We start from the raw sequence: 23,935 nt of genomic DNA on the forward strand, positions 1-23,935 counted from the left end.
AATAATAGCCTAGTTTAAGCGTGATGCTTATTGTGGCTCAACGTAATCAACAACTTCTAAATGAAAGCCCGAAAGTGCATGGTACTTTTTAGGGCGACTCATTAATCGCATTTGTTTAATTCCAAGATCGGCAAGTATTTGCGAACCTACGCCAACAGTACGAGATGTACCTTTGAATTTACGTGGCGTAACGCTTTCGCCTGCATCAGCTGCTGCAAATGCTTTCACAGTTGCCTCTAACTCTTCAGTGCTTTCTTGCTTACCTAAAATAACTAAAGCACCTTCATTTTTAGCAATATAGGCCATTGCTTCAGAAAGACCCCAACTACGCTCAGCACTTCTGTCTGAAAGTAGAATATCGTTAAAGGTACTTTGTAAATGTACACGTACATTTGTCGGCTCTTGATCTTTTATATCGCCTTTGAGCAATACGTAATGTAATTGGCCGTCAATTGTGTCTTTGTAAGTCACCAAATCAAACTCACCATGCTCTGTTGGTAACTTACATTTTGCTACTTGCTCAATTGTTGTTTCGTTTAAGTTGCGGTATTCGATTAAATCAGCAATGGTGCCAATTTTAATACCGTGCTCTTTCGCAAAGACTTCTAAATCAGGGCGACGCGCCATGGTGCCATCAGCATTAAGTATTTCAACAATAACAGATGATGCTTCAAGCCCAGCCAAACGCGCTAAATCACAGCCAGCTTCGGTGTGTCCTGCGCGAGTTAATACGCCACCAGGTTGTGCCATAATAGGAAAAATATGCCCCGGCTGCACAATATCACTTGGTATTGCACCTTTAGCTATCGCAGCTTGCACTGTGCGCGCTCTATCTGCCGCTGAAATACCGGTTGTAACACCTTTAGATGCTTCTATCGACATTGTAAAGTTAGTCGAAAATGCTGCACCATTGTTTTTAACCATCAACGGTAAATCAAGTTGCTCGCAACGCTCTTGCGTCATGGTTAAACAAATTAAACCACGGCCATGGGTAGCCATGAAATTAATCGCTTCTGCGCTAATATGCTCAGCAGCTATTATTAAATCGCCTTCATTTTCTCTATCTTCATCATCCATTAAAATAACCATTTTACCGGTTTTAATATCGTCGATGATTTCTTGTGCGCTGTGTAAATTCATAAATTTGCTCGTGTAAGTTATCAGTTTCGTTATTTAATAAAACCCGCTTTAGCGAGTAAGCTCATCGAAATATCAGAGCCCGTTGGTTGCTCTGCACCTTTTATAAGGCGCTCTAAATAACGTGCAATTTGATCGACTTCTAAATTAACTTGAGTGCCTACTTTAAAATGAGCAATTGTGGTTTGCTCACTCGTATGTGGGACAATTGTTAATTTGAATTTATTACCTTCTACAGCGTTTACTGTCAGGCTTATACCATCAATACATACCGAACCTTTGTAAGGAATGTATTTCATTAAATTTTCTTCGGTTGTAAGCCAATACTCTGTTGCTCGAGCGTTTGCTGTAATGCTTGTAATCGTTGCTATGCCATCAACATGGCCAGATACTAAATGACCGCCTAAACGCGAAACAGGTTGCATGGCTTTTTCAAGATTCACCGTTTGCCCTAAAGCATAGTGAGCAAAACCGGTTAAACCAATCGTCTCGTTAGATAAATCAGCACTAAAACCGTCAATATGTTTATCAACTACGGTTAAGCAAACGCCATTGGTTGCAATGCTGTCGCCTAGCTTTACGTCTTTCATATCAAGGTCAGCACTTTGGATACGAATGGCTAAGTCGCCTTGTTTTTTTTGTAATAAAGCAATTTTGCCTGTGGCTTCTATTATCCCAGTAAACATAGCGCTACTCTTTTTATTAAGTGATTTTAATGAGTTTTTAACGCGGTGATACGTAAGTCGTCACCAATGCGCGCACATTCATTAAATGTTAAATCAACGGTGTTTTGCATACTCGTCAATTCAGGAAAATTAACTAAACTTTTTGCATCATGGCCCATTAGTTTAGGCGCTAAATAAAAAACAAACTCGTCAACTAAATTAAGCTCTGTCATTTTACCAGCAAGTGTTGCGCCAGCTTCAAGCCAAACATTATTAAACTGCAGTTGCCCAAGTTTTTCTAAAACGGCTTGTAAATCAACTTTACCGTTACTTTCACTGACTTCAATATGCTTTACAAAATGCGGCCATTGCAATGATTTATCAACCTTAATGGTAAATATAATTACATCACTTTGGATTTCAAATAAAGCAAGGTCAGGTGTTAAACGGTTTTGAGAGTCAATTATAACACGCACGGGCTGGCGAAGCGGCAAATCAGTAGGCAGTGTGCAAGGCAGCTCACTTAGTCGCACATTAAGTTTAGCATCATCGACTAACACGGTATCGGCACCGGTTAAAATAGCGCAGCTTTTCGCTCGGTATAATTGTACGTCTTGTCGAGCAGCAGGACTTGTGATCCACTTACTTTGCCCATTTTTAAGCGCTGTTTTACCATCAATACTTGCTGCCATTTTACAGGTCACATAAGGTAAGCCTTGTTCCATACGCTTAAAAAAGCCAACGTTAAGTGCCCGCGCTTGTGATTCAAGTAACCCATAAGCAACGTCAATACCGGCGTCGCTCAATATTTTAAGGCCTTTACCTGCAACTTGTGGGTTTGTATCAACCATAGCGGCAATTACTTTTACTACGCCCGCCTTTTTTAAGCCTTCAGCGCACGGTGGCGTACGCCCATAATGACTACACGGTTCAAGCGTTACATAAGCCGTTGCACCTTGTGCATTTTTTCCAGCGATTGCCAGTGCATTTACTTCAGCATGACCTTGACCTGCTAATTGATGAAAACCCTCACCAATTATTTGATTATTTTTAACTAATACACAGCCAACATTAGGGTTAGGCGTGGTAGTAAACCGGCCTTTTTTGGCAAGTTCTATGGCACGTGCCATATACATTTCGTCATGTTCAGTAAAAGTAGTTTGGTTAAGCATTTATTATACCAATTGCGTTAAATAAGTGGTCCATTATAGCGCTAAGAAAATAGCGCAATAACAAGGCTAAAATTATGACATATAGTTGTTCTATATGAATAATTTTTAACGCAGTGAGTGCGCTATTTAATGCGATAGAATGATCATATTTTTAATAAAATTGGTATTACTCCCCTAAGCGGGCAATTTCTTCGCCAAATTCACGTATGTCTTCAAACGAGCGATAAACAGAGGCAAATCTTACATACGCTACTTTATCGAGCTTCTTGAGGGCTTCCATAATGCATTCACCAACCAAATGGCTTGAAATTTCTCGCTCGCCTGTAGCACGCAACTGCGATTTTATTATATTCACTACTTCGTCTACTTGCTCTGTGCTTACTGGGCGTTTTTCGAGTGCGCGATTTAAGCCATTTAATAATTTATCTTCGTTAAATGGTTCGCGGCTGCCGTCTTGTTTAATAACACGAGGCATAACCAGTTCAGCGCCCTCAAATGTAGTAAAGCGCTCGTGGCAGTCGTTGCACTCACGCCGCCTGCGAACTTGATGGCCGCCGCCAACAAGGCGTGAGTCAATAACTTTAGTATCTTTTGCAGTACAAAATGGACAATGCATAGCTCGGTACTTCCGTTTTAAAACAAAAAAGACCGCTAAATAGCGGTCTTTTATCTTAGCAAAAAAATAGGGCCTGTTGACCTTTCAGGATTAAATTTGTTCTATCTAGGGGCGATTTAATCGCGGCGCGAGGTTTGTAACCTAACGGGTTAAGTAAAAACCGAGTAACAAAGAGTTAATCGCCCCTAGAAAGAACCCAAAGGGCTGAGGGATCCCCACTTTATCCAGCGGCCTCTTTTTGATAATTAAAAATAAAGTTTTTTAAACTTTTTTCTATATAGCTTTGTGTAATACGTCTCTTACATAGCTTTATGACTTGCTTGGCTAAGGTTAAAAATGAAAGAACTCGGCGATTCTTAACACTATTTGCTTGAAAGTTTATATGCCACTTTCTTTTTTCTGCTTCACACCCTATAAACCATAACGCAGTGCTCGCTATTGTGGCTATCAAGCATAATATTCCTATTCTATTTATGCCGGTGCTTTTACTAAAACGCCACGAAAAACCATATCTCAAACTTTTGTCATCGCGGAAATTTTGCTCTATTTGCATTCTTTTACTATATAAACCAACTACTCGCTTACTCGTCATTGTATTGTCTGATGTCGCGAGTAACCATGGCTCTTTCGCTAAGTTTTGATACATTTTTGTATCTTTCGTAAATCTGCTTTTTCCTTTTCTTCCTTTATTTTTTCCATGATATACGTGTAAAAATGCATCGCATGCTGTCGGGCTGGACTGAGTTAGTCTTGCTTGACCTAACGCCTTTGGTATATCGCTGGCACCAGCCCTAAGTTGTTTTAATGTATGCCATTGTGATTGCATGGCTAGTTTACACTTCATTGAGCCTCTTAATCGACCTATCATATGCCAACCAAGTTCGCGTACTTTACTATACCAAGGCGTAAGAAAGCCGCCGTCTGTTACAATATAGACACTAGGATGTCGTCCAAGCACTTCATAAAGTTCATCTAAAAACAGGCTGTTGGTTGCTGGGCTATCAAAATTCTTCTGCTCAACAATCATGTTATAAATCACGATAGAGCGCCCATCCACAAGTAAGCTTGCTCGCAGTAAGTGATAGTCGTGACCACAGGCACCGCTCCAGTCAACGGCAATTGCAAGCATTGGTAAAGAGTCGATAATAGGATGAGCTAATGCTTTATAGATAGCGACCCTTTCATTGTAGAGGTGAGTATTTTTTAAGAAGCGATCAACGCGTTTTATTTTATGTTTTACATCCACAGCGCCAGACAAATTTCTGCCGATTTCAGTTAAGGTAAGTTTATTGCCCGAAATTAATGCATTACTGCAGCTTAGTAATGTTTTTACTCTGGCATTATTGAATGGCGCTAATGCATGTTTAAAGTACTTATGGCAAACTGATGTGTCAGGCATAGCAGTTGTGACTTATGTGGGTTGTGGTGATTTACATAAGATCATAAATTGCTGTGCCTGTCACGTTTTGGGGATTCGTCAGCCCAAAGGGCAGCGCATGTTTGGCATTTATGCTGCGTTATCGCCTATTTATGGGGAATACCACACCTCATAGGCTCTGCCTTGCTCAAATACCAAACAGTCTGCTGCAAATTCAACCACGAAAGGTCAACACGCCCTAGCCTATGTGATCTAAATTACTGCTGCTTATGCAATTAAGCGTATACAGGTAATTTTGCACAAATTGCTTTAACTTTTTCTTTAACTTGCGCCTGTACAGATTCATCAGTGATGTTATCTAGTACGTCACAAATCCAGCCAGCAAGCTCTTTTGATTCTTCTTCTTTGAAACCACGACGAGTGATTGCAGGAGAACCAATACGCAAACCAGATGTTACAAATGGAGAACGTGGATCGTTTGGCACTGAGTTTTTATTAACTGTGATGTTAGCGTTACCAAGGGCTGCGTCTGCATCTTTACCAGTAATATCTTTATCGATTAAATCGAGTAGGAATAAGTGGTTTTCAGTTTTGTCAGATACGATTTTGTAGCCGCGCTCTTGCATTACAGCAACCATTGCTTTTGCGTTTTTAACAACTTGTGTTTGGTATACTTTAAATTCTGGTTGAAGCGCTTCTTTAAATGCCACTGCTTTTGCTGCAATAACGTGACATAAAGGGCCACCTTGGCCACCAGGGAAAACTGCGCTGTTAAGCTTTTTATAGATTGCTTCGTCGCCACATGCAGAAATAATTAAACCACCACGAGGACCAGCAAGTGTTTTATGCGTAGTTGTAGTTACAACATGTGCATGAGGAACTGGGCTTGGGTAAACCCCTGCCGCAATTAAACCTGCAACGTGAGCCATATCAACAAACAGGTAAGCACCTACTTTGTCAGCAATTTCACGGAATTTAGCCCAATCAACAATACCTGAGTACGCTGAGAAACCACCAATAATCATTTTTGGTTTGTGCTCAAGTGCTAGTGCTTCAACTTGTGCGTAATCAATTTCGCCCGTTGCTTCATCTAGTCCGTATTGGATTGCATTGTAAAGCTTACCAGAGAAGCTTACGTGAGAACCGTGAGTTAAGTGACCACCATGAGCTAAGCTCATACCTAATACAGTATCGCCTGCTTCTAATAGCGCTAGAAAAACAGCAGCGTTTGCTTGCGAACCAGCATGTGGCTGTACGTTTGCGTAGTCAGAACCAAATAATTCGTTAGCACGGTCAATTGCTAATTGCTCAACAACATCTACATGCTCACAACCGCCATAATAACGTTTGCCTGGGTAACCTTCTGCGTATTTGTTAGTAAGCTGTGAACCCTGTGCTTCTAGTACACGTGGGCTACAGTAGTTTTCAGATGCAATTAGTTCAATGTGCTCTTCTTGGCGAGCAGTTTCTTTAGTGATTGCGTCAAATAACTCTGGATCAAAATCCGAAATATTCATGCTACGTTCTAACATTGGGGTCTCCTAGGGCAACGTGTATGGTGTTTTTTAGAGGCTTTATTGTACGCTTTAAACGACTCTTTGCCTACGCTCTTAAGTTGAGGATATTTAAACAGGGATTGAAACTATTTCACAGACTTTTTAAGATGATATTTTTTAATAAGTACATAACTATTTTAAATGCATTTCATTTTTCACATTTAATTAGCTAATGAAAGCCTCTCTTTTTTGAATTATAATTTATAAAAAAAGCGGCCATAGCCGCTTCAATTGTTATTTTTTATTATCCTAGCTTTGCAAGTATTTCTGTACGTAATGCGTCGTAATCGGCGTTTATATCGCTTGCTAGACATGGTTTTGCTAATGCATCGCTAAGTGGTTTTGGCATATCCAATTCAATATTTAAAATATCCTCCACGCTTTCTTTAAACTTAGCAGGGTGAGCGGTCGCTAAAAAGATACCCGCTGCACCAGGCGCTCGATTTTCAACAAGACCTTGGTACGCAATAGCAGTGTGAGGCTCTGCAACATAACCCGTTTGTTGAATTTTTTTCATCACCGATTGCGTGTCTTGCTCGTTTACGCTAGTTGAATAAAAGTTATCGTAGCTAAACCAGTTATTATCTAACATTGTTTGCACACGTGGCCAGTTGTTTGGCTTACTTACATCCATTGCATTTGAAAGCGACTCAAGTGTTGCGTTTGGCGTCCACGTTTTATCAAGCATAAAGCGCGGCACAGTATCATTTTGGTTGGTTGTTGCACTTAATTTACCTACAGGTAAGCCAATAACCGCACCAATCATTGCAGCACATACATTACCAAAGTTGCCACTTGGCACTGATATATGCGCTTTTGCGCGTTTTTCTTTTGGTAGTTGTGCAATGGCCTCAAAGTAATAACAAACCTGAGCAACTAAACGGCTAATATTAATTGAATTAGCAGAATTAAGCCCAAGTGTTGATTTAACTTCTTCATCTAAAAAGGCATTTTTAACCAACTCTTGGCAATCATCAAAGCTGCCCTCAACTGCATAACAATGAATATTGTTACCTAGCGTAGTAAATAGCTTTTGCTGAGCAAGTGAAATTTTGCCTTTAGGATATAAAATTACTACGTCGATATTTGGTTTATTGTAAAAAGCATGCGCTACAGCTGCACCAGTATCGCCCGATGTTGCGGTTAAAATAGTTACTTTTTCATCTTTATTAAATTGCGCCAAACACTCTGCCATAAAGCGACCACCAAAGTCTTTAAACGCAAGCGTAGGACCATGAAACAACTCTAAGCAGTATGTATTCTCTTCAACTTCCACCAGCTTAACTGGAAAGTTAAATGCATTTTTAACCATTTGTGCCACAGTGTCGCTTGGTAGCTCATCACCAATTAGATGAGATAATATTTTGCCACTGCGTGTTACAAAGTCCATATCAAGCAATGCATCAACATCGGACAGTGGGGCAAGGGTTTCAGGAAAAAACACACCTTGATTACGACCCAAACCTGTTTTTACGGCTTCAACGAACGACACTTTTTGTGAGCTATCTTTTAAATTATGTAATTGCATGACTACCTATCCTATAAAACTGTTAATTGACGCGTGCCGTCGTTATCTAATTTACAAATGTGGCAAAAGCCTTGCTCGTTAATGTAATTTGCCTCTAACCACTGCGCGCATTGCTGTGCAGCTTCAAGTGTTTTACATACACTAAACAAGGTGGGTCCTGCGCCCGAAATACTCACTATTTCAGCGCCCAGCGATGGCAAGCTTGCTTTAGCTTCACTAAAGCCTTTAATAAGCGGTGCGCGGTAAGGTTCTGCTATTTCATCTTTCATTATGCTTAGCGCATCGTCAAAACGGTTAGTTAACAGTAGGCTACTAAATGCCGATAAACGCTGTGCAAACTCAACACTTGCATGCATGCTCAACTCTTTTGGTAAAACCGAGCGCGCTTTTGCAGTGTTGAGTGAAAAACCAGGGAACGCAGCAACGTAGTACCAATTATCATCAACAGGCAGTGCAATCGATTTATCAGGGATTAAATCACCTGTTAATTGCAAACCACCTAAATAACATGGCGTGATGTTGTCGTAATGACGACCGCCGCTTACCACAGCTTCAAAGTCAGCCATAAGCTCAATAAGCTCAACCTGACTCAAGTTAGTTTGTGCAAACTTATCAAGAGCTGCAAAGGTAGCCACTACCGAACATGCACTGGATCCAAGTCCAGATCCAATTGGTAAATTCTTTTTAAGCTCGAGCTTTACGCTTGGCATATTAGGCGCAACATGCGCTCTAAAATGCACTAAACACTGGTACGCTAAGTTTTCATTCGCATCACTTGGTAACTTGTGAGCGTAGTCGCCAGTACAAATAAATTCGTCACTTGGTGCTGCACTTACAACAGCTACATCGCCTAATAAACTACCATCAATTGGCGCAAGCGCTGCGCCAAGTGCATCAAAACCCACTGCAAAATTACCAATAGACGCCGGAGCATATACTTCAATCATAACGAGCTCCTAGCGCGATAGTGTTTTTAAAATATCAGCAAATACACCCGCTGCTGTTACTTCAGAGCCTGCACCATAACCACGAATTACAAACGGACGTGGCTGGTAGTATTGGCTTAAAATAGCCAGCGCGTTTTCGCCATCGCGAATTACATTAAGGGCATGTTTTTCATCAACAGCCTCAATACCTACTTTACAGTGACCTTCTTTAATTGTACCTACATAACGAAGTACCTTACCTTCGCTCGCAGCACTTTGAATGCGGTCATTAAAATCAGCATCTAGGCTTGGTAGTTTTGCCATAAACTCATCAACGCTATCACCTTGTGCAAAACCTTGTGGTAATACTGACTCAACTTCGATATCGCATAGCTCCAACTTCATGCCGGCTTCACGAGCAATGATCAGTAACTTGCGTGCTACATCGGTACCCGATAAATCATCACGAGGGTCTGGCTCAGTAAAACCGCTTTCTTTGGCTTTAATAGTTGCCTCAGAAAGTGATAAACCATCTTGAAGTGCGCCAAACATGTACGAAAGTGAGCCTGATAAAATACCGCTAAACTCTAATAACTCATCACCGGCACCAAATAATGACTGCAAGTTATCGATAACTGGTAAGCCTGCACCAACATTTGTTTCGTATAAAAATTTACGATTATTCTTTTGCGTTGCCGCAATTAAATCTTGGTAATACGTGTATGAGCTTGTTGTCGCTTTTTTATTAGCAGCAACTACATGAAAGCCTGCATTTAAAAAGTCTACATACTGCGCAGCAAGTGCATCTGAAGATGTACAATCTACTAATACCGGATTCACTAAGTGGTTTTGCTTAACAAATTGCTCTACTACCTTTAAATCAAATGCTTGCTCAGATGAGGCTAATTTTTGCTGCCAATCACTAAAAGCAATGCCTTCGTTATCAAGGTGTAATTGACGAGAGTTAGCAACACCGTACAAGTTGAGTTTAATATTACGCTTTTCAAGCCAAGCTTGTTGACGTTCAAGCTGATTAATAAGCTCTTGCCCTACTAAGCCACAACCTAGTAAAAACACATCAATTGACGGCACATGTGTGAAAAAGTTTTCATGGCATATTTTTACGGCGTCATTACATAACTCACCATCAATTACCGCAGAAATAGCACTTTCTGTAGAATCCTGTGCAATTGCCACAATATTTACTTGCGCTTGTGCAAGCGATGCAAAAAACTTAGCTGCTAAACCACGGTGTGCGCGCATGTTATCGCCCACTAAAGTAACAATGGCTAAATTGCGCTGCACTTGTACAGGCTCAATAAGCCCTGCTTGTAATTCAAGCTCAAATGCAGTTTGTAGCGCATCGAGTGCAAGTGCTAGGTCTGTTTCGTGCACACAAAAACTAATGCTAAATTCACATGATGATTGCGTGATCAATACAATTGATACGTTATCGTGAGCAAGCGCGTTAAATACCTTAGACGCCATGCCTACTTTACCTTTCATGCCAGGGCCTGAAACAGTTAACATTGCAAGGTCTTGTAAGCTAGAAAGCGCTTTTACGGGCTCATCAGATGAATAATCGTTACCAATTAATGAGCCTTGTGCGTCTGGGTTATGCGTATTTTTAATTTCACATGGCACGCCTGCTTTAGCACACGGTAAGATTGTTTTAGGGTGAAGTACTTTTGCACCAAAGTAAGAAAGCTCCATCGCTTCTTTATAAGATAAAAAATCTACTTTAGTGGCTTTTTTAATATAACGAGGATCAGCGCTATATACGCCATCAACGTCAGTCCAAATTTGGCAAATCTCAGCTTCTAAACATGCCGCAGCAATAGCTGCTGAGTAGTCTGAACCATTACGGCCAAGCGTTGTAAGCTCACCTTTATCATTACTCGCCGTAAAACCAGGCATGATATAAATAGTTGCAGGGTTTTCTTTAAGCACAGCTTGAAAGCGCGCTTTACTTGCCACTAAATCCGCTTCTGCATCAATGTAGCCACCCGTTGAAGCTATACAGCTTGTTGCTTCTAAGTATCTTGCATCTTGCGAGTTCAATAAAGCCTGCATTAAAGAAACACTAACGCGCTCTCCAAAGCTAATTACAAATGCGCGAACTTGATCAGGGCAACACTGTATAAGCGACACGCCATCTAATTTATTTTTAAGTTCCCTTAGGTCTGGCCAGCTTGTAACTACTACGCCACTTTTTTCAACGTCAGCTTTTAAGCCTTCACAACGGCTAGCTAATGCTTGCCATTGCTGCGAAAAATCTAAGCCTTGCTCTGCCTCACTTGCTAACGCAACTAATGAATCGGTCATTCCACCTGGAGCAGAAAGCACCAATAACATTTCATCTTTTAGCTGTGCTTTAACTAATTGAGCTACCTGCTGAAGGCAAGTAAAGTCGGCAAGCGACGAGCCTCCAAATTTTAAAACGCGCATTGTTTATGTTCCTCATCCCATAAAACGAAAAAAGGCCTGTGTTCTAAGTGAACACAGGCCTTTAAATTTGTTGCACCGACCTATGCCACTATCCAGTAAGAATGGTGGTTGTAATAATAATGGTCAGTACGCGATTAATTGTTTTCATAGGTTAAGACTGCCTTAACAAAGGCTATGCTGTCAACCCCAAATTAAAAGATAAAACAGCCTTTTTGAACATAAAAAAACCTAATGAATGCCAAATTTATGCAAAATATTATTCATGCGGGTTTTATCTATTGGTTTATTTATAAAATCGATAGCGCCTAATTGAGTAACTCGTAACTTCATTTTGTCTTGAATATCTGCCGATATGACGAGCACAAAACACTCTATTTTATTAGCTTTGATATACTCAAGCACTTGAACTCCATCAACTTCAGGCATAGTTAAATCCAAACATAACAAATCAAAATTATGAGTATTTAATAGCTCAATAGCTTGTGCGCCATTTATTGCTTGCTGAATATCTGCATCAAGACATTGCTGCAAACATCGAATAACTTGCTTACGAGCCACGGTTGAGTCATCACATACTAAAATAGAAAAATTCATAATATTTACTACTGTATTAAGCATAATTAAATTTGTTAAAAAACAGCTATCCATAGCAACTTTATTTTATCTTATCACGGTCTCTTTATAAGCAAACAAAGTAATGGTAATTATTTACTCTTAAATTTTCACCCTACGATAAACTATAGTACTAGGCGTATTGTTCTTACATAACTAAACATGCTCATTTCGGTAGCTAATCAGGTACAAAGTTTGTAACCTAACCGCTTAGTAAAAATGTCGGGATCTGGTTATGCATTCCTTGCTTAAAATCAAACATGCCGAAGTAAAATAAAGCTAAAGACTCAATGTAATCAGAAAATAAATTTTGATTACATTAACAGAAATCATTATTTAACTAAGGGGGGAAAGTTAAATATCTGAGATACACTTCCGACTTTTAACACTTTTTAATAAGTAAAAATTAATTTTTATTTATTTTTACGCCTTTATTGACTAGCTTTTATATAAACCGCAGTTATTTAACTCAACCCAAGGAACCATAAATCACTTATGTTACAACAAAGCCTTTCTAAAAAGTTGCTGACCAGTGTGCTATCGGTCTATTTTTTGCTTACCTTTGTGGTCACTTGCGGACAAGTTATTGCCGAATATGTAAACACTAAGGACTATATAAGAGACGAGCTAACTACTTTACAAAAAACCTTCAGCCGAAGCCTAACCCGTGCTATTTGGGAGCTGAATATAAAGCAAACCATAACAACTGCAGAAGGTCTGTTAGCTATTCCTATGATTGAAGGTATTATTGTCCGTGATGATAGTGGTGAAGTAATTTCGCAACTCGGCCGTTCTCTCGATATACATAAACTTTACAGCCAACAGCTAGTACAAGAAGAAGTCATGTTAGAGGACTCTAAGTCTGGTTTGTTTGGTTATACTTTTCCGCTTATTTTTGAGTTTTCAGGCAGAGCAACGCAAGTTGGCGATGTGACGTTATTTTCTAGTCGTGAAGTCGTTTTTAGTCGAATCATGGTTTCAATCTACTTTTTGATTGGTAACGCAATGATTAAAACTACTTTTTTAATCATTCTATTTCTAATGGCATTTAGAAAGTTACTCACAGACCCTTTATCTCAGCTAACAGATCAAATAGAAAACCTCGAACTAGACGAACTTGAAGGGCAACATATAGAAATCGAAACGGAGGAACATAATGAACTCAACGTTATGGAACAATCGTTTAATAAATTAATAGATAAAGTAGTCCAATACCGTCTAGAGCTCGAGCAAGCACAAAAAGAACTCATTATTAGTAATGAGAAGCTAGATCAACATAACATTCAATTAGAACAAGATGTAGCACGTAAAACATCAAATTTAAGCCAAGCAATGATGGATCTACAGCAGCAAAAATATGAATTAGAAAAACAAAAAATTGTACTTACTGACGAAGTTGATCTTCGTAGAAGTACAGAGCAAGAGCTGTTAACAAAACAAACTGAACTAGAACGCTATGTTGAAGAATTAAGTCTTGCACAAGAGCGCTTACTTGGCACTGAAAAAATGGCTGCATTAGGGGGACTCGTTGCGGGGATAACTCATGATATAAATACCCCTATAGGAATTGGGGTGACTGCAATTTCGTTTTTACAAGAACGCTTAAATCAGCTTGAAGCCGCCTATAAAGAAAAAACGCTTTCGCCGAAAGCCCTTGAAGAGTTCATTAATGACGCAAAGCAAAGCACGAGTTTGCTTACAACTAACCTTGATAGAGCCTCAGAACTAATTGCTAGTTTTAAACAAATAGCCGTAGATCAGGCAAGTGATGCAGTAAGAACGATCAATTTTAAAGACTACGTGAACGAGGTGATCCGTTCACTTCATCCCAAGCTCAAAAAAACATCTCATAAACTTCAGCTAGAATGTCCTGATGACTTAGTTTTAAATTTACCTGCGGGGGCAATAAGCCAAATTTTCACTAACCTAATAATGAACTCGCTAATTCATGGTTTTGAAAATATAAACAACGGCATTATAGATATAAAAATAGCCAGCGACGAAACATTTTTAACTATTGATTATAAAGATAATGGGAGCGGTGTTACAGAGCAACAACTTAAAAAGCTGTTTGACCCTTTTTTCACAACAAAGCGAGATCAAGGCGGTAGTGGACTTGGTACACATATAATGTTCAATTTAGTAAAACAAACTTTAAGTGGTTCAATTGAAGCGATTAGCGAACCAGGTGAGGGTTTGCACTACCATATACAATTCCCTAAAAACATGCCTAAACCCCTGCCTATTTTTAATCAGAATTAAATTGGCAGGAATAAAATCAAGCATTTCGAGATAGTGATTTTATTGTTATGATTGTGCAAATTTTTCAAATGGATCAGTACCCCTATGTGGTTTAGTAACCTTATATGTTATCGCTTTAAACAAGACGTTTCATACACGCAAGAAGATTTCGACAAAGCATTAGAGCAAGATTTATTTCGTCCATGTACAGGCCAGGAGCTTTCTACATTTGGTTGGACAAAAGCATTTGGAAAGCACGGTGAAACACTATCGCATTTTTCTCAAAAAAGTATTTTAGTCTGCGCTAAACGTGAAGAAAAGGTACTACCAGCATCAGTTATTAATGAACTTGTCGCTGAAAAAATTGACTTAATTGAAGCTGAAGAAAACCGTCCAGTTAAGAAAAAAGAAAAAGACGAATTAAAAGAAAACATTCTTCATGCTCTTCTACCTCAAGCATTTAAAAAATCGAGCTTACAATTTGCATTTATTGACCAAGAAAATGGCTGGGTAGTTGTTAATAGTGGCAGCTTTAATAAAGCCGAAGAGCTACTTGCATTGCTTCGTAAATCACTTGGTACATTACCAGTAGTACCTGCATTTGCAAACTACGACTTGGATGTATTTTTAACTGATTGGTTAACTAACTTTAGTACACCAGAAGGCTTTGCTATAGGCTCAGACGCAGAACTTGAAGAAGCAGATGACAGCGGAGCACAGGTAAAGCTTAAAGGTCATGACTTGTCGTGTGACGAAGTTAAATCACATCTTGAAAGTGGCAAACGCGTAACCAAACTTGCTCTAGATTGGCAAGAACGCGTTAAGTTCATGCTACAAAATGATGGCTCTATTAAGCGCTTAAGTTACTCAGAAACATTAAAAGAAGAAAATGCGGATATCCCAAAAGAAGATATGGCTGTAAAACTAGATGCTGACTTTATTTTGTCATCAGAAGAGATTAAGCAACTTCTTGAAGAACTTACTCTTGGCTTAGGTGATTCTGACGATTTAACTAAACCTGAACTCTAACTTAGAACTCTTTAATATTCTAAGAGCAAAGGCAAACTTTCGTATTAATAGCTAATTGCCAGAAATAAATACGCCGTTCATTTAAAATGAACGGCGTATTTATTTTATCTTTTTATACCAATCTGCTTATATATGGGGCCTATTTAACGTTAAGTAAATTACGCTAGAACTAGGCAAAAATTTTTGTATCTAGTTGTTCTAAATAAAAAATTTTAACGACGTTATAGTGCAATTTAATTCGTTAAATTGATCAAAGATTTATGCAGGTTGGTATTACTTATGAATCTTACTTTTCTAGCAAAATATCATGTATTTTTGCAAGGTCAGATTTACCTGCAATAATTTCATCTGGTGTTAAACCCGATAGTTCATGCGGAAACACCAACCACTCTTCAGACTCATGAATATAGTAATCTGGCACTGTATCTACTTTTGAGTTTTTTGGTTTGTAATATGGGCATGCGATACGAATATCACGTGGCAAGTTTAAACGCATAAGCTCTGAAAGTTTTTCTTTTAATGCAACAATACTACGACCAGAATCAAATACATCATCAACAATTAATAATGAATCGCCTGCATTCGCGTTTTCAACTATGTAATGTAAACCATGTACTTTAATTTCTTTCGATTGTTTACCAATACCGTAATAAGACGAAGTACGTACTGCAATGTGGTCAGTCTCAATGCCTTTGTAATCGTAATATTCTTGAACAGCAATACCGATCGGTGCACCACCTCGCCAAATACCAATAATAAAATCAGGACGAAAGCCATCTTGGTATACTTGTGCCGCTACGCGGAACGAATCTTCAAGCAGTTGTTGAGCTGTGATGTAGCACTTATCTGACATAATTAGAAACCCCAGTGGTGGATATAACGCTTGAGCGCAGCTTAGAGTTAAGCAGAAATTAAACTCAAACAGGTATTGGCGACGGATTTTACCGCAAATGAAATAAAATTGCTTGCTTCACGTACAAAAAAATAGACACCAAGTGGTGCCTATTCATTCAAAGTATAAAAAGCATAAATTTAGTAAATACTATGCTTTTTCTAGTAAAGTTCGCGCAACTGTACGCATACCTTGAGTAGTTGCACCCGCTGCCCACTGGCTTGTGCTGCCCATGTTAAACGCAGCGGCTAAATCTATGTGTACCCAACCTTTGCCGTCGTTTGGCACAAAGCGTGATAAGAAGCCAGCCGCATTTGATGCACCGCCGTAACCGCCACCCTTTTGTGCACGGCTATTTGCCGTATCAGCATAAGGAGACGGGCAGTTTTGTTGATGCCATTTTTCAAGAGGCAGTGGCCAAGCAGCTTCCATTTCTTGAGATGCAAAACTTTCAACTTCGCGTGCAAGTTCTTTATCAAGTGCAAATAAAGCATTGTACTCTTGGCCAACAGCAACAAGCGCTGCTCCAGTTAGTGTTGCTGCATCAATGATAAGTGGAGCGCCAGTCTCTCCTGCTGCCATTAAGCCATCAGCAAGTACTAAGCGACCTTCAGCATCAGTGTTTACAATTTCAACTGTCGTGCCATTTTTATAAGTAAGAATGTCACCTAATTTGTATGCATGGCCCGAAATTAAGTTCTCAGCACAACATAAAAACAGTTTAATGCGCTTTTCAATACCACGGTTAATAGCCAATGCTAAACCTGCGGTTACAGTTGCAGCGCCGCCCATGTCGCACTTCATACCAAGCATACCTTCGCTTGATTTAATTGAGTAACCACCTGAGTCAAACGTAATACCTTTACCTACAAGCGCAGCACTTACTGGTGCATTTTCGTCGCCTGTTGGGTTGTAATCAAGCTCAAGCAATACTGGTGGACGTTCACTGCCACGACCAACAGCATGGATACCAATCCATTGTTGCTCTAGTAAGGCATCGCCTTTAATAATTTGGTAACTTACATGCTCAGGCGCTAATGATTGAATAAACTCAGCCGCTTTTTCTGCAAGGCTTTCAGGATAAATGTCATCGGCAGTGCCATTAACCATTTCACGTGCCCAAATTGCTGACGTTTTTAAGTGAGCAAGTTCTTTAATATCTGATTGTGCGTTATCAACAAACTCAACACCGTTTAACGATTTTGGTGTTACAAAACCTTGATAAAAAGCCCACTGACTTTCTGTACACCAGGTATCGCCAGCTAGTTCAACGTTTTTAACGCCTTGGCTTGCAATAGTACGGCCTGCTTTTTGAACATTTTTTAATGTGTCTTGCTCAGATAAATGAACAGTTGCACCGCGCTCGTTAAAAGACAATGACGCATTATCGCCCCAATGACTCGCTGCTGCTTGTTCGCTTAGTTGAACAACAAATTTTTCACTCATGTTAGAATACCCTTGCACTTAAATGTGCCACCGAGTTTACTATAGAGCGCTTAAGTTCCCAACAGCTTGAGATAAATAACATAAACCACACTGCTGTGCAGTATTTACGCTTTGGAATTTATCATGAAGTACACGCCAACTCTGCAACCTGCCACCTTATTAAAGCGCTACAAACGTTTTTTAGCTGACTTACAATTAAGTGATGGCAGCGAATTTACCGCCCATTGTGCTAATACAGGTAAAATGACTGGCTGCGCAGAACCTGGCTTTGCTGCTTTTTATTCAACGAGCGATAACGCAAAACGAAAATACCCACAATCATTAGAGCTTACGCAAAATAATTTATCGCAGCTTATTTGTGTAAATACAGCGGTGGCTAATAAAGTAGTAGAAGAAGCAATAAACAATAATGTGATAAGCGAGCTACTCGACTACAGTCAATTGCAAAGCGAAGTAAAGTACGGCAGTGAAAATAGCCGCATAGACTTTTTACTCACAGACGAAAATAAACCTGATTGCTACGTAGAAGTTAAATCAGTCACATTACTAAGCCAAGATGCACCACAAAGTGGGCAAGGCTACTTCCCAGATGCGCAAACACTGCGCGGACAAAAACATATTCGCGAACTAATAGAAATGATCGAACAAGGTCACCGAGCAGTATTACTGTTTGCTGTTTTGCATGAAGGAATAAATACAGTAAGTGCAGCTGCGCATATTGATGAAAAGTACGCCATGCTATTAAGCCAAGCAATTGTGGCGGGGGTTGAAGTATTAGCATACAAAGCAAAGATTTCAGCAAATGAGGTTTTGCTTCATAAAAAAATAGCATTTGTAAAATAATGTATAAATACAAACAATTAAACTAGTCTTACTGTTGAAATGACAAAGACTCGAAAATAGTCCTTGTTAAATTGTACAAATCAGCTTGTTTTTAAAACTTTTGCCCACATAACTAGGCAAGTTTTAAAGAGCGAATACATGAATTAATAAAAGTGTAAATAGACTATTAATACACTTTTTGATCAGTGAACATGGTTGAAGCTAATTCGATTAATTAAAAATAAATTTGCCTAGGGTATAAGATTCTGTTATTTATACCGCCGGCTAATGCTGAGGCATTAAATTAAGGATTTAGGAGAGAGTTATGCCAGACCAAAAGAAACATGGTTTATTGGCTCAAGCCGGTTTAGAACCATACCAAGAAAAACCAGGTGAAGAGTACATGAATGATGCACAACGTGCACATTTTAGAGCGATTTTAGAAGCTTGGCGTAATGATTTACGCAATGAAGTCGACCGTACTAAATCGCACATGCAAGACGAAGCTGCTAACTTTCCTGACCCAGTTGACCGCGCTGCACAAGAAGAAGAGTTCTCTTTAGAACTTCGTACTCGTGACCGCGAACGTAAATTAATCAAAAAAATTGAAAAAACAATTAACCTGATTAAAGAAGATGATTTTGGCTTTTGTGAGTCTTGTGGCATCGAAATTGGCATACGCCGCTTAGAAGCGCGTCCTACTGCCGATTTATGCGTAGACTGTAAAACACTTGCAGAAATCAAAGAAAAACAATCTGGACGCGGCTAATTAACCTCTATTAATTAGTTATGTCTCCTACAGCCGTTACTGCGCCAGTGCGTAAATATCGCGGTCGTTTTGCACCGTCTCCTTCTGGGCCATTACATTTTGGCTCACTTGTGGCGGCTGTGGGTAGTTACCTTGATGCAAAAGCAAACAAAGGTAAATGGTTAGTCCGTATCGAAGATATAGACACTACGCGCGTTGTAAAAAATGCCGACTCCGATATTCTAAATACCTTACACGCTTACGCCCTTTACTGGGACGAACCGGTTGTTTATCAAACACAGCGCTTGCCTTTATATCAAGATATTACCCACTCACTTTTAAAACAAAAGCTTATTTATGGTTGCACCTGTACTCGCAAACAAATAAAAACCATTGGTGGTATTTATCAGGGGCATTGCAAAGTACTTGATCACAGCACTGAATCCGGTGCACTTCGCTTAGTTCAACAACATCCAACGACTCAATTTAGTGACTTAATCCAAGGTGATATAACGGTAAATAGTCCCCTTGCCCATGAAGATTACTTAATTAAACGTAGCGATGGTTTATTTGCTTATCAGCTTGTAGTGGTTGTTGATGATATTGATCAAGGGATTAATCGAATTGTAAGAGGTGCAGATTTAATTGAACCTACTGCTCGGCAAATTAGTTTGTTTAAACAACTCAACAGCCCTGTACCTGAATTTGCTCATTTACCTTTAGCGGTTGCCAAACCTGGCTTTAAACTGTCTAAACAAAATTATGCACCCGCAATTAGTAAAAACAATCCAAAACCTGCATTAATCAGTGCATTTGAGTTTTTAGGACTACCTGTAATTGCTGATCTAATCGATTTAAATATTGAACAATTAGTCGCTTGGGGAGTTAAAAACTTTAGCTTAAAACAGGTGCCACACGTTCCCGAAATACAGATTTCTCAGCATCCGACGAGTCAAGCCATCCAATTTACTCAACTAAGTAAATAAAAATCGCTAAAAACGGCTTAATTTCAACACATCAACTTAATTTTTAAACCCTGCTGGTATATGATAGCCGCCTAAATATATGCTATTTACGTTAAACAGCTTGTACTGGGTTATAACTTCCCTATTTGCTGTAATTTTTGATTGCGATGACAAGTCAATCAACACCTTCTAGGAGACAGACTATTATTTCCAAGCTTTTTCAATTTTGCCGACAAATAATCGGCCCGAATACCAGTGCAAAAAGCGCTTCGGTAAGCAGTGAACCTATTGTTGTCACTCGTGGTGAGCATGGTATTTCACGCAAACAATTTAGCCCAAATGCAATCAAAGTACTGTACCGTTTAAAAGATGGTGGTTACGACGCCTACCTAGTTGGTGGTTGCATTCGCGATATATTGTTGGGCCAACAACCAAAAGATTTTGATGTAGTAACCAATGCAACGCCAGATCAAGTAAAGAAACTTTTTAGAAACTGTCGCTTAATTGGTCGCCGCTTTCGCTTAGCACATATCGTATTTGGTCGTGAAATTATAGAAGTCGCAACGATGCGCGGACATCACGAAGCGCCAGAAGATAAAAACCAAATAAGCCAATCGAGCGATCAAGGTCAATTACTACGTGATAACGTATTTGGCAGTATTGAAGAAGATGCAGAGCGCCGCGACTTTTCAATCAATGCACTTTATTACTCAATCAATGATTTTAGTATTCATGATTACGCAAACGGCTTAGCTGCAATTAAAGCCAAACAAATTGAGCTCATTGGTGACCCTGAAACTCGCTACCGTGAAGACCCTGTTCGTATGTTACGTGCAGTGCGTTTTGCCACTAAACTTGATATGAGCATCGCACCGAAAAGCGAAAAACCAATTACAGAACTAGCAAGTTTGCTTGATAACATTCCGCCAGCTCGCTTGTTTGAAGAAGTACTTAAACTGTTTTTAAACGGTAAAGCTGAAGCTAACTTTTTAATGCTGCGTAAATACGGTTTATTTAAATCGCTATTTCCAGACCTTGATAGCATTTTAAATAAAAAGCCTGGTGGGCTAGAGCACACACTTGTTCAGCAAATGTTTCAAAACACCGATGAACGTATAAATGCCGATAAAAAAGTAACACCTGCATTTATTTTTGCAGCGCTACTTTGGTTTCCATTATTAGCACGAACTAAAGAAATTCAAGAACAAGAGCAACTCGTTGAATACGATGCTTTTGCTCAAGCAATGAATAAAGTATTGAGCGATAGCGCTCAGCACATTGCAGTTCCAAAACGCTTTACACTAGGTGCTCGCGACATTTGGCATATTCAGCACCGTTTAGATAAACGAGCAGGGCAACGCGCTTACAGACTAACGCAACAGCCTCGCTTTAAAGCCGCTTATGACTTTTTGTTATTACGTGTTGATGCAGGTGAAACACAGCACACCGAATTAGCACAATGGTGGACACAGTATCTAGGCCAAGACATTAACGGCCAAAAAGAGATGGTTAAGAACCTAGGTCACCCTGGCGGTCCTAAACCACGAAAGCGCACACGCCGTCGTGCACCTAAAAAGCCTGCTGAGTAATACCATGCATTGTGTTTATTTGGGTTTAGGTGCAAATCTAAACTCACCAAAAGAGCAGCTTGATAACGCCGTTATTGCGCTTAAAAAGTTGCCTCACTGTGAATTTATGAGCGTATCGCATTATTACGCCAGTAAACCTATGGGTCCACAAGATCAACCCGACTACATAAATGCCGTTGCATGTATTAAAACAAGCCTTGAGCCAGAGCAATTACTTGATTTAACACAAAGTATAGAGCTTGAGCACGGTCGAGTTAGAAAAGCAGAGCGTTGGGGGCCACGCACTCTTGATATAGACACCCTATTATTTGATGATCAAATCATAAATACACAGCGCTTAACAGTGCCTCATTATGGTTTGAATAATCGCGAGTTTGTAGTGTATCCACTATTAGAGCTTGCACCTGAACTTATTTTACCTAGCGGCGTTGCATTAAAAACCATTGCAAAAAATTTACCGCTCAACGACTTACAACAATTACCTCTGTAATTAACCTAGGCTCAGCCTGCGAGGAATATTATGTCTAAAATAACTGTTTCTACTTTAAATAAAATGAAAGCAGAGAATAACAAAATTACTGCGTTAACGGCATACGACGCCAGTTTTGCAAAGTTATTTCATGATAACGGCGTTGAAGTTATTTTAGTGGGCGACTCTTTGGGCATGGTACTTCAAGGTGGCGATGACACGCTTGGCGTAACCAATCAAGATATCGCATACCATACACGTTGTGTGCGCGCTGGTAGTCGTGAATTATTTGTAATTGCCGACCTGCCTTTCATGACCTATTCAAGCGTAAGTGATACCTGTAAAAATGCAGCTGAGCTTATGCGCGCTGGCGCAAACATGATTAAGCTTGAAGGCGGAGAATGGCTTTACGAGAGTATTAAAACGCTTACTCAACAAGGTATTCCAGTTTGCGGGCATTTAGGCCTTACACCGCAGTCAGTGCATGTATTTGGTGGCTTTAAAATACAAGGTCGCGAAGAAGACAAAGCACAAAAAATGATTGATGACGCAAAAGCACTAGAAGCTGCTGGCGCACAATTATTAGTACTTGAATGTATTCCTAGTGCATTGGCAAAACGCATTACAGACGCTCTAAGTATCCCAACTATTGGTATTGGTGCTGGTAGCCTAACTGACGGCCAAATACTGGTAATGCACGATCTAGTCGGTATTTCAGCTGGGTATATTCCTAAATTTTCTAAAAACTTTTTGCTCGAAACAGGCAATATGCCTGCAGCCGTTCAAAAATATTGTACAGACGTTAAAAGCGGTGCATTTCCTTGCGCTGAACACGAGTTTAAATAATGCAGTCAATCACTGAAATAAAATCATTACGCAGCCAAATTAAAGCATGGCGACAAGCAGGTCTTAGCGTGGCATTAGTACCAACCATGGGAAACTTACACCGAGGGCATTTTTCGCTAGTCGAAAAAGCAAAAACACTGGCCGACAAAGTGGTTGTGAGCATTTTCGTAAACCCTATGCAGTTTGGTGCTAACGAAGATTTAGATAACTACCCTCGTACACTTAACGAAGACAAACAAGGTCTTGCTGAGCTTGAAACCGATATTGTATTTACTCCAAGCGTAGAAACAATCTATCCTAACGGACTTGGTGCACAAAGCTTTGTCGATGTGCCTGACATTTCATTAGGCTATTGCGGTGGTTCACGCCCAGGGCATTTTAGAGGCGTTGCAACAATCGTTACTAAGTTATTTAATCTAGTACAACCTGATTATGCCTGCTTTGGTGAAAAAGATTTTCAACAGCTGCAAGTCATTAAAACCATGACACGCGACTTATCAATTCCGGTTGAAGTGATTGGTGTCCCTACAATGCGAGAAGTTTCTGGCCTTGCTATGAGTTCACGTAATGGTTATTTATCTGAAGAGCAAAAAACGACTGCAACCGTATTATTTAAAACGCTTAATACATGCGCAGAACAGCTAAAAAGTGGCGAGAAAGACTTCGTAAAACTTGAAAGCTTAGCTAAACAGAGCTTAGAGCAAGCTGGTCTAAAGCCAGACTATTTTGAGATAGCTCAACAAGATACATTAAAAACTGCTACACTCAAAGACACCAAGTTTGTTATTTTAGCTGCTGCCTATTTTGGTAATGTTAGATTAATCGACAATATTCAGGTCGAAATTTAATA

The 23,935-nt window shown here is 39.6% G+C and carries 21 protein-coding genes; 9 read left to right on the forward strand and 12 right to left on the reverse strand.

Annotated features, from left to right (window positions below):
• Positions 1-27 precede the first annotated feature (27 nt).
• The 10 genes from ribBA to LOS73_RS17915 form a co-directional block, all read right to left on the reverse strand.
• Complete coding sequence (gene ribBA, locus LOS73_RS17870) at positions 28-1,140, reverse strand: bifunctional 3,4-dihydroxy-2-butanone-4-phosphate synthase/GTP cyclohydrolase II (RefSeq protein ID WP_457934061.1); 1,113 nt, start codon at positions 1,138-1,140, stop codon at positions 28-30.
• 29 nt (positions 1,141-1,169) lie between these two features.
• Positions 1,170-1,823, reverse strand: a complete 654-nt coding sequence (locus tag LOS73_RS17875) for a riboflavin synthase (RefSeq protein ID WP_033032244.1) — start codon at positions 1,821-1,823, stop codon at positions 1,170-1,172.
• Positions 1,824-1,849: 26 nt separating this feature from the next.
• Positions 1,850-2,974: a bifunctional diaminohydroxyphosphoribosylaminopyrimidine deaminase/5-amino-6-(5-phosphoribosylamino)uracil reductase RibD gene (ribD, locus tag LOS73_RS17880; RefSeq protein WP_457934062.1), complete on the reverse strand. Its 1,125-nt coding sequence runs from the start codon at positions 2,972-2,974 to the stop codon at positions 1,850-1,852.
• Between the two features lie 166 nt (positions 2,975-3,140).
• Positions 3,141-3,590 carry a transcriptional regulator NrdR gene (gene nrdR / locus LOS73_RS17885; protein WP_002961761.1) on the reverse strand — a complete coding sequence of 150 codons (450 nt, stop codon included), beginning with the start codon at positions 3,588-3,590 and terminating at the stop codon, positions 3,141-3,143.
• Between the two features lie 220 nt (positions 3,591-3,810).
• Entirely contained in the window at positions 3,811-4,989 is a 1,179-nt protein-coding gene (locus LOS73_RS17890) for an IS4 family transposase (protein ID WP_457933648.1), read from the reverse strand.
• A 254-nt stretch (positions 4,990-5,243) separates the two neighbouring features.
• Complete coding sequence (glyA, locus tag LOS73_RS17895; protein ID WP_008137971.1) at positions 5,244-6,500, reverse strand: serine hydroxymethyltransferase; 1,257 nt, start codon at positions 6,498-6,500, stop codon at positions 5,244-5,246.
• 268 nt (positions 6,501-6,768) lie between these two features.
• On the reverse strand, positions 6,769-8,052 hold the full coding sequence (thrC, locus tag LOS73_RS17900; protein WP_457934063.1) for a threonine synthase: 1,284 nt from the start codon (positions 8,050-8,052) through the stop codon (positions 6,769-6,771).
• Between the two features lie 11 nt (positions 8,053-8,063).
• Complete coding sequence (thrB, locus tag LOS73_RS17905; protein ID WP_457934064.1) at positions 8,064-8,999, reverse strand: homoserine kinase; 936 nt, start codon at positions 8,997-8,999, stop codon at positions 8,064-8,066.
• A 9-nt stretch (positions 9,000-9,008) separates the two neighbouring features.
• Positions 9,009-11,426, reverse strand: coding sequence for a bifunctional aspartate kinase/homoserine dehydrogenase I (gene thrA / locus LOS73_RS17910; RefSeq protein ID WP_457934065.1), 2,418 nt, complete (start codon positions 11,424-11,426; stop codon positions 9,009-9,011).
• 228 nt (positions 11,427-11,654) lie between these two features.
• On the reverse strand, positions 11,655-12,020 hold the full coding sequence (locus LOS73_RS17915; RefSeq protein WP_188085272.1) for a response regulator: 366 nt from the start codon (positions 12,018-12,020) through the stop codon (positions 11,655-11,657).
• 513 nt (positions 12,021-12,533) lie between these two features.
• On the opposite strand from LOS73_RS17915, the gene LOS73_RS17920 reads away from it, so the two are divergent.
• Entirely contained in the window at positions 12,534-14,300 is a 1,767-nt protein-coding gene (locus LOS73_RS17920) for an ATP-binding protein (RefSeq protein ID WP_007377476.1), read from the forward strand.
• Positions 14,301-14,384: 84 nt separating this feature from the next.
• Positions 14,385-15,308: a recombination-associated protein RdgC gene (gene rdgC / locus LOS73_RS17925; RefSeq protein WP_342863049.1), complete on the forward strand. Its 924-nt coding sequence runs from the start codon at positions 14,385-14,387 to the stop codon at positions 15,306-15,308.
• 286 nt (positions 15,309-15,594) lie between these two features.
• Here rdgC and LOS73_RS17930 read toward each other — a convergent pair whose 3' ends face one another.
• Positions 15,595-16,161, reverse strand: a complete 567-nt coding sequence (locus LOS73_RS17930; protein ID WP_007377478.1) for a phosphoribosyltransferase — start codon at positions 16,159-16,161, stop codon at positions 15,595-15,597.
• A gap of 189 nt (positions 16,162-16,350) precedes the next feature.
• On the reverse strand, positions 16,351-17,646 hold the full coding sequence (gene pepB / locus LOS73_RS17935) for an aminopeptidase PepB (protein WP_007377479.1): 1,296 nt from the start codon (positions 17,644-17,646) through the stop codon (positions 16,351-16,353).
• Between the two features lie 123 nt (positions 17,647-17,769).
• On the opposite strand from pepB, the gene sfsA reads away from it, so the two are divergent.
• The 7 genes from sfsA (at position 17,770) to panC (ending at position 23,933) form a co-directional block, all read left to right on the forward strand.
• Positions 17,770-18,489, forward strand: a complete 720-nt coding sequence (sfsA, locus tag LOS73_RS17940; protein WP_457934066.1) for a DNA/RNA nuclease SfsA — start codon at positions 17,770-17,772, stop codon at positions 18,487-18,489.
• A 304-nt stretch (positions 18,490-18,793) separates the two neighbouring features.
• Positions 18,794-19,237 carry an RNA polymerase-binding protein DksA gene (gene dksA, locus LOS73_RS17945; protein WP_007377481.1) on the forward strand — a complete coding sequence of 148 codons (444 nt, stop codon included), beginning with the start codon at positions 18,794-18,796 and terminating at the stop codon, positions 19,235-19,237.
• 20 nt (positions 19,238-19,257) lie between these two features.
• Entirely contained in the window at positions 19,258-20,202 is a 945-nt protein-coding gene (gene gluQRS, locus LOS73_RS17950; RefSeq protein WP_007377482.1) for a tRNA glutamyl-Q(34) synthetase GluQRS, read from the forward strand.
• A 146-nt stretch (positions 20,203-20,348) separates the two neighbouring features.
• Entirely contained in the window at positions 20,349-21,770 is a 1,422-nt protein-coding gene (gene pcnB / locus LOS73_RS17955; protein WP_007377484.1) for a polynucleotide adenylyltransferase PcnB, read from the forward strand.
• Between the two features lie 4 nt (positions 21,771-21,774).
• A complete protein-coding gene (folK, locus tag LOS73_RS17960; RefSeq protein WP_033040306.1) occupies positions 21,775-22,260 on the forward strand; it encodes a 2-amino-4-hydroxy-6-hydroxymethyldihydropteridine diphosphokinase in 486 nt (161 codons plus the stop codon).
• Between the two features lie 30 nt (positions 22,261-22,290).
• Positions 22,291-23,085, forward strand: a complete 795-nt coding sequence (gene panB, locus LOS73_RS17965; protein WP_008137984.1) for a 3-methyl-2-oxobutanoate hydroxymethyltransferase — start codon at positions 22,291-22,293, stop codon at positions 23,083-23,085.
• A complete protein-coding gene (panC, locus tag LOS73_RS17970; RefSeq protein WP_457934067.1) occupies positions 23,085-23,933 on the forward strand; it encodes a pantoate--beta-alanine ligase in 849 nt (282 codons plus the stop codon). The genes panB and panC overlap by 1 nt, the downstream gene beginning before the upstream one ends.
• Positions 23,934-23,935: the final 2 nt, after the last annotated feature.

The organism is Pseudoalteromonas sp. SCSIO 43210, from assembly GCF_054133285.1.

Coding starts and splice junctions, on each gene's coding strand:
- ribBA (WP_457934061.1), bottom strand. CDS start 1,140: ATGAATTTACACAGCGCACAAGAAATCATCGACGATATTAAAACCGGT.
- LOS73_RS17915 (WP_188085272.1), bottom strand. CDS start 12,020: ATGAATTTTTCTATTTTAGTATGTGATGACTCAACCGTGGCTCGTAAG.
- LOS73_RS17930 (WP_007377478.1), bottom strand. CDS start 16,161: ATGTCAGATAAGTGCTACATCACAGCTCAACAACTGCTTGAAGATTCG.
- nrdR (WP_002961761.1), bottom strand. CDS start 3,590: ATGCATTGTCCATTTTGTACTGCAAAAGATACTAAAGTTATTGACTCA.
- dksA (WP_007377481.1), top strand. CDS start 18,794: ATGCCAGACCAAAAGAAACATGGTTTATTGGCTCAAGCCGGTTTAGAA.
- thrC (WP_457934063.1), bottom strand. CDS start 8,052: ATGCAATTACATAATTTAAAAGATAGCTCACAAAAAGTGTCGTTCGTT.
- ribD (WP_457934062.1), bottom strand. CDS start 2,974: ATGCTTAACCAAACTACTTTTACTGAACATGACGAAATGTATATGGCA.
- panB (WP_008137984.1), top strand. CDS start 22,291: ATGTCTAAAATAACTGTTTCTACTTTAAATAAAATGAAAGCAGAGAAT.
- rdgC (WP_342863049.1), top strand. CDS start 14,385: ATGTGGTTTAGTAACCTTATATGTTATCGCTTTAAACAAGACGTTTCA.
- pcnB (WP_007377484.1), top strand. CDS start 20,349: ATGACAAGTCAATCAACACCTTCTAGGAGACAGACTATTATTTCCAAG.
- LOS73_RS17890 (WP_457933648.1), bottom strand. CDS start 4,989: ATGCCTGACACATCAGTTTGCCATAAGTACTTTAAACATGCATTAGCG.
- glyA (WP_008137971.1), bottom strand. CDS start 6,500: ATGTTAGAACGTAGCATGAATATTTCGGATTTTGATCCAGAGTTATTT.
- pepB (WP_007377479.1), bottom strand. CDS start 17,646: ATGAGTGAAAAATTTGTTGTTCAACTAAGCGAACAAGCAGCAGCGAGT.
- LOS73_RS17920 (WP_007377476.1), top strand. CDS start 12,534: ATGTTACAACAAAGCCTTTCTAAAAAGTTGCTGACCAGTGTGCTATCG.
- LOS73_RS17875 (WP_033032244.1), bottom strand. CDS start 1,823: ATGTTTACTGGGATAATAGAAGCCACAGGCAAAATTGCTTTATTACAA.
- thrB (WP_457934064.1), bottom strand. CDS start 8,999: ATGATTGAAGTATATGCTCCGGCGTCTATTGGTAATTTTGCAGTGGGT.
- gluQRS (WP_007377482.1), top strand. CDS start 19,258: ATGTCTCCTACAGCCGTTACTGCGCCAGTGCGTAAATATCGCGGTCGT.
- panC (WP_457934067.1), top strand. CDS start 23,085: ATGCAGTCAATCACTGAAATAAAATCATTACGCAGCCAAATTAAAGCA.
- thrA (WP_457934065.1), bottom strand. CDS start 11,426: ATGCGCGTTTTAAAATTTGGAGGCTCGTCGCTTGCCGACTTTACTTGC.
- sfsA (WP_457934066.1), top strand. CDS start 17,770: ATGAAGTACACGCCAACTCTGCAACCTGCCACCTTATTAAAGCGCTAC.
- folK (WP_033040306.1), top strand. CDS start 21,775: ATGCATTGTGTTTATTTGGGTTTAGGTGCAAATCTAAACTCACCAAAA.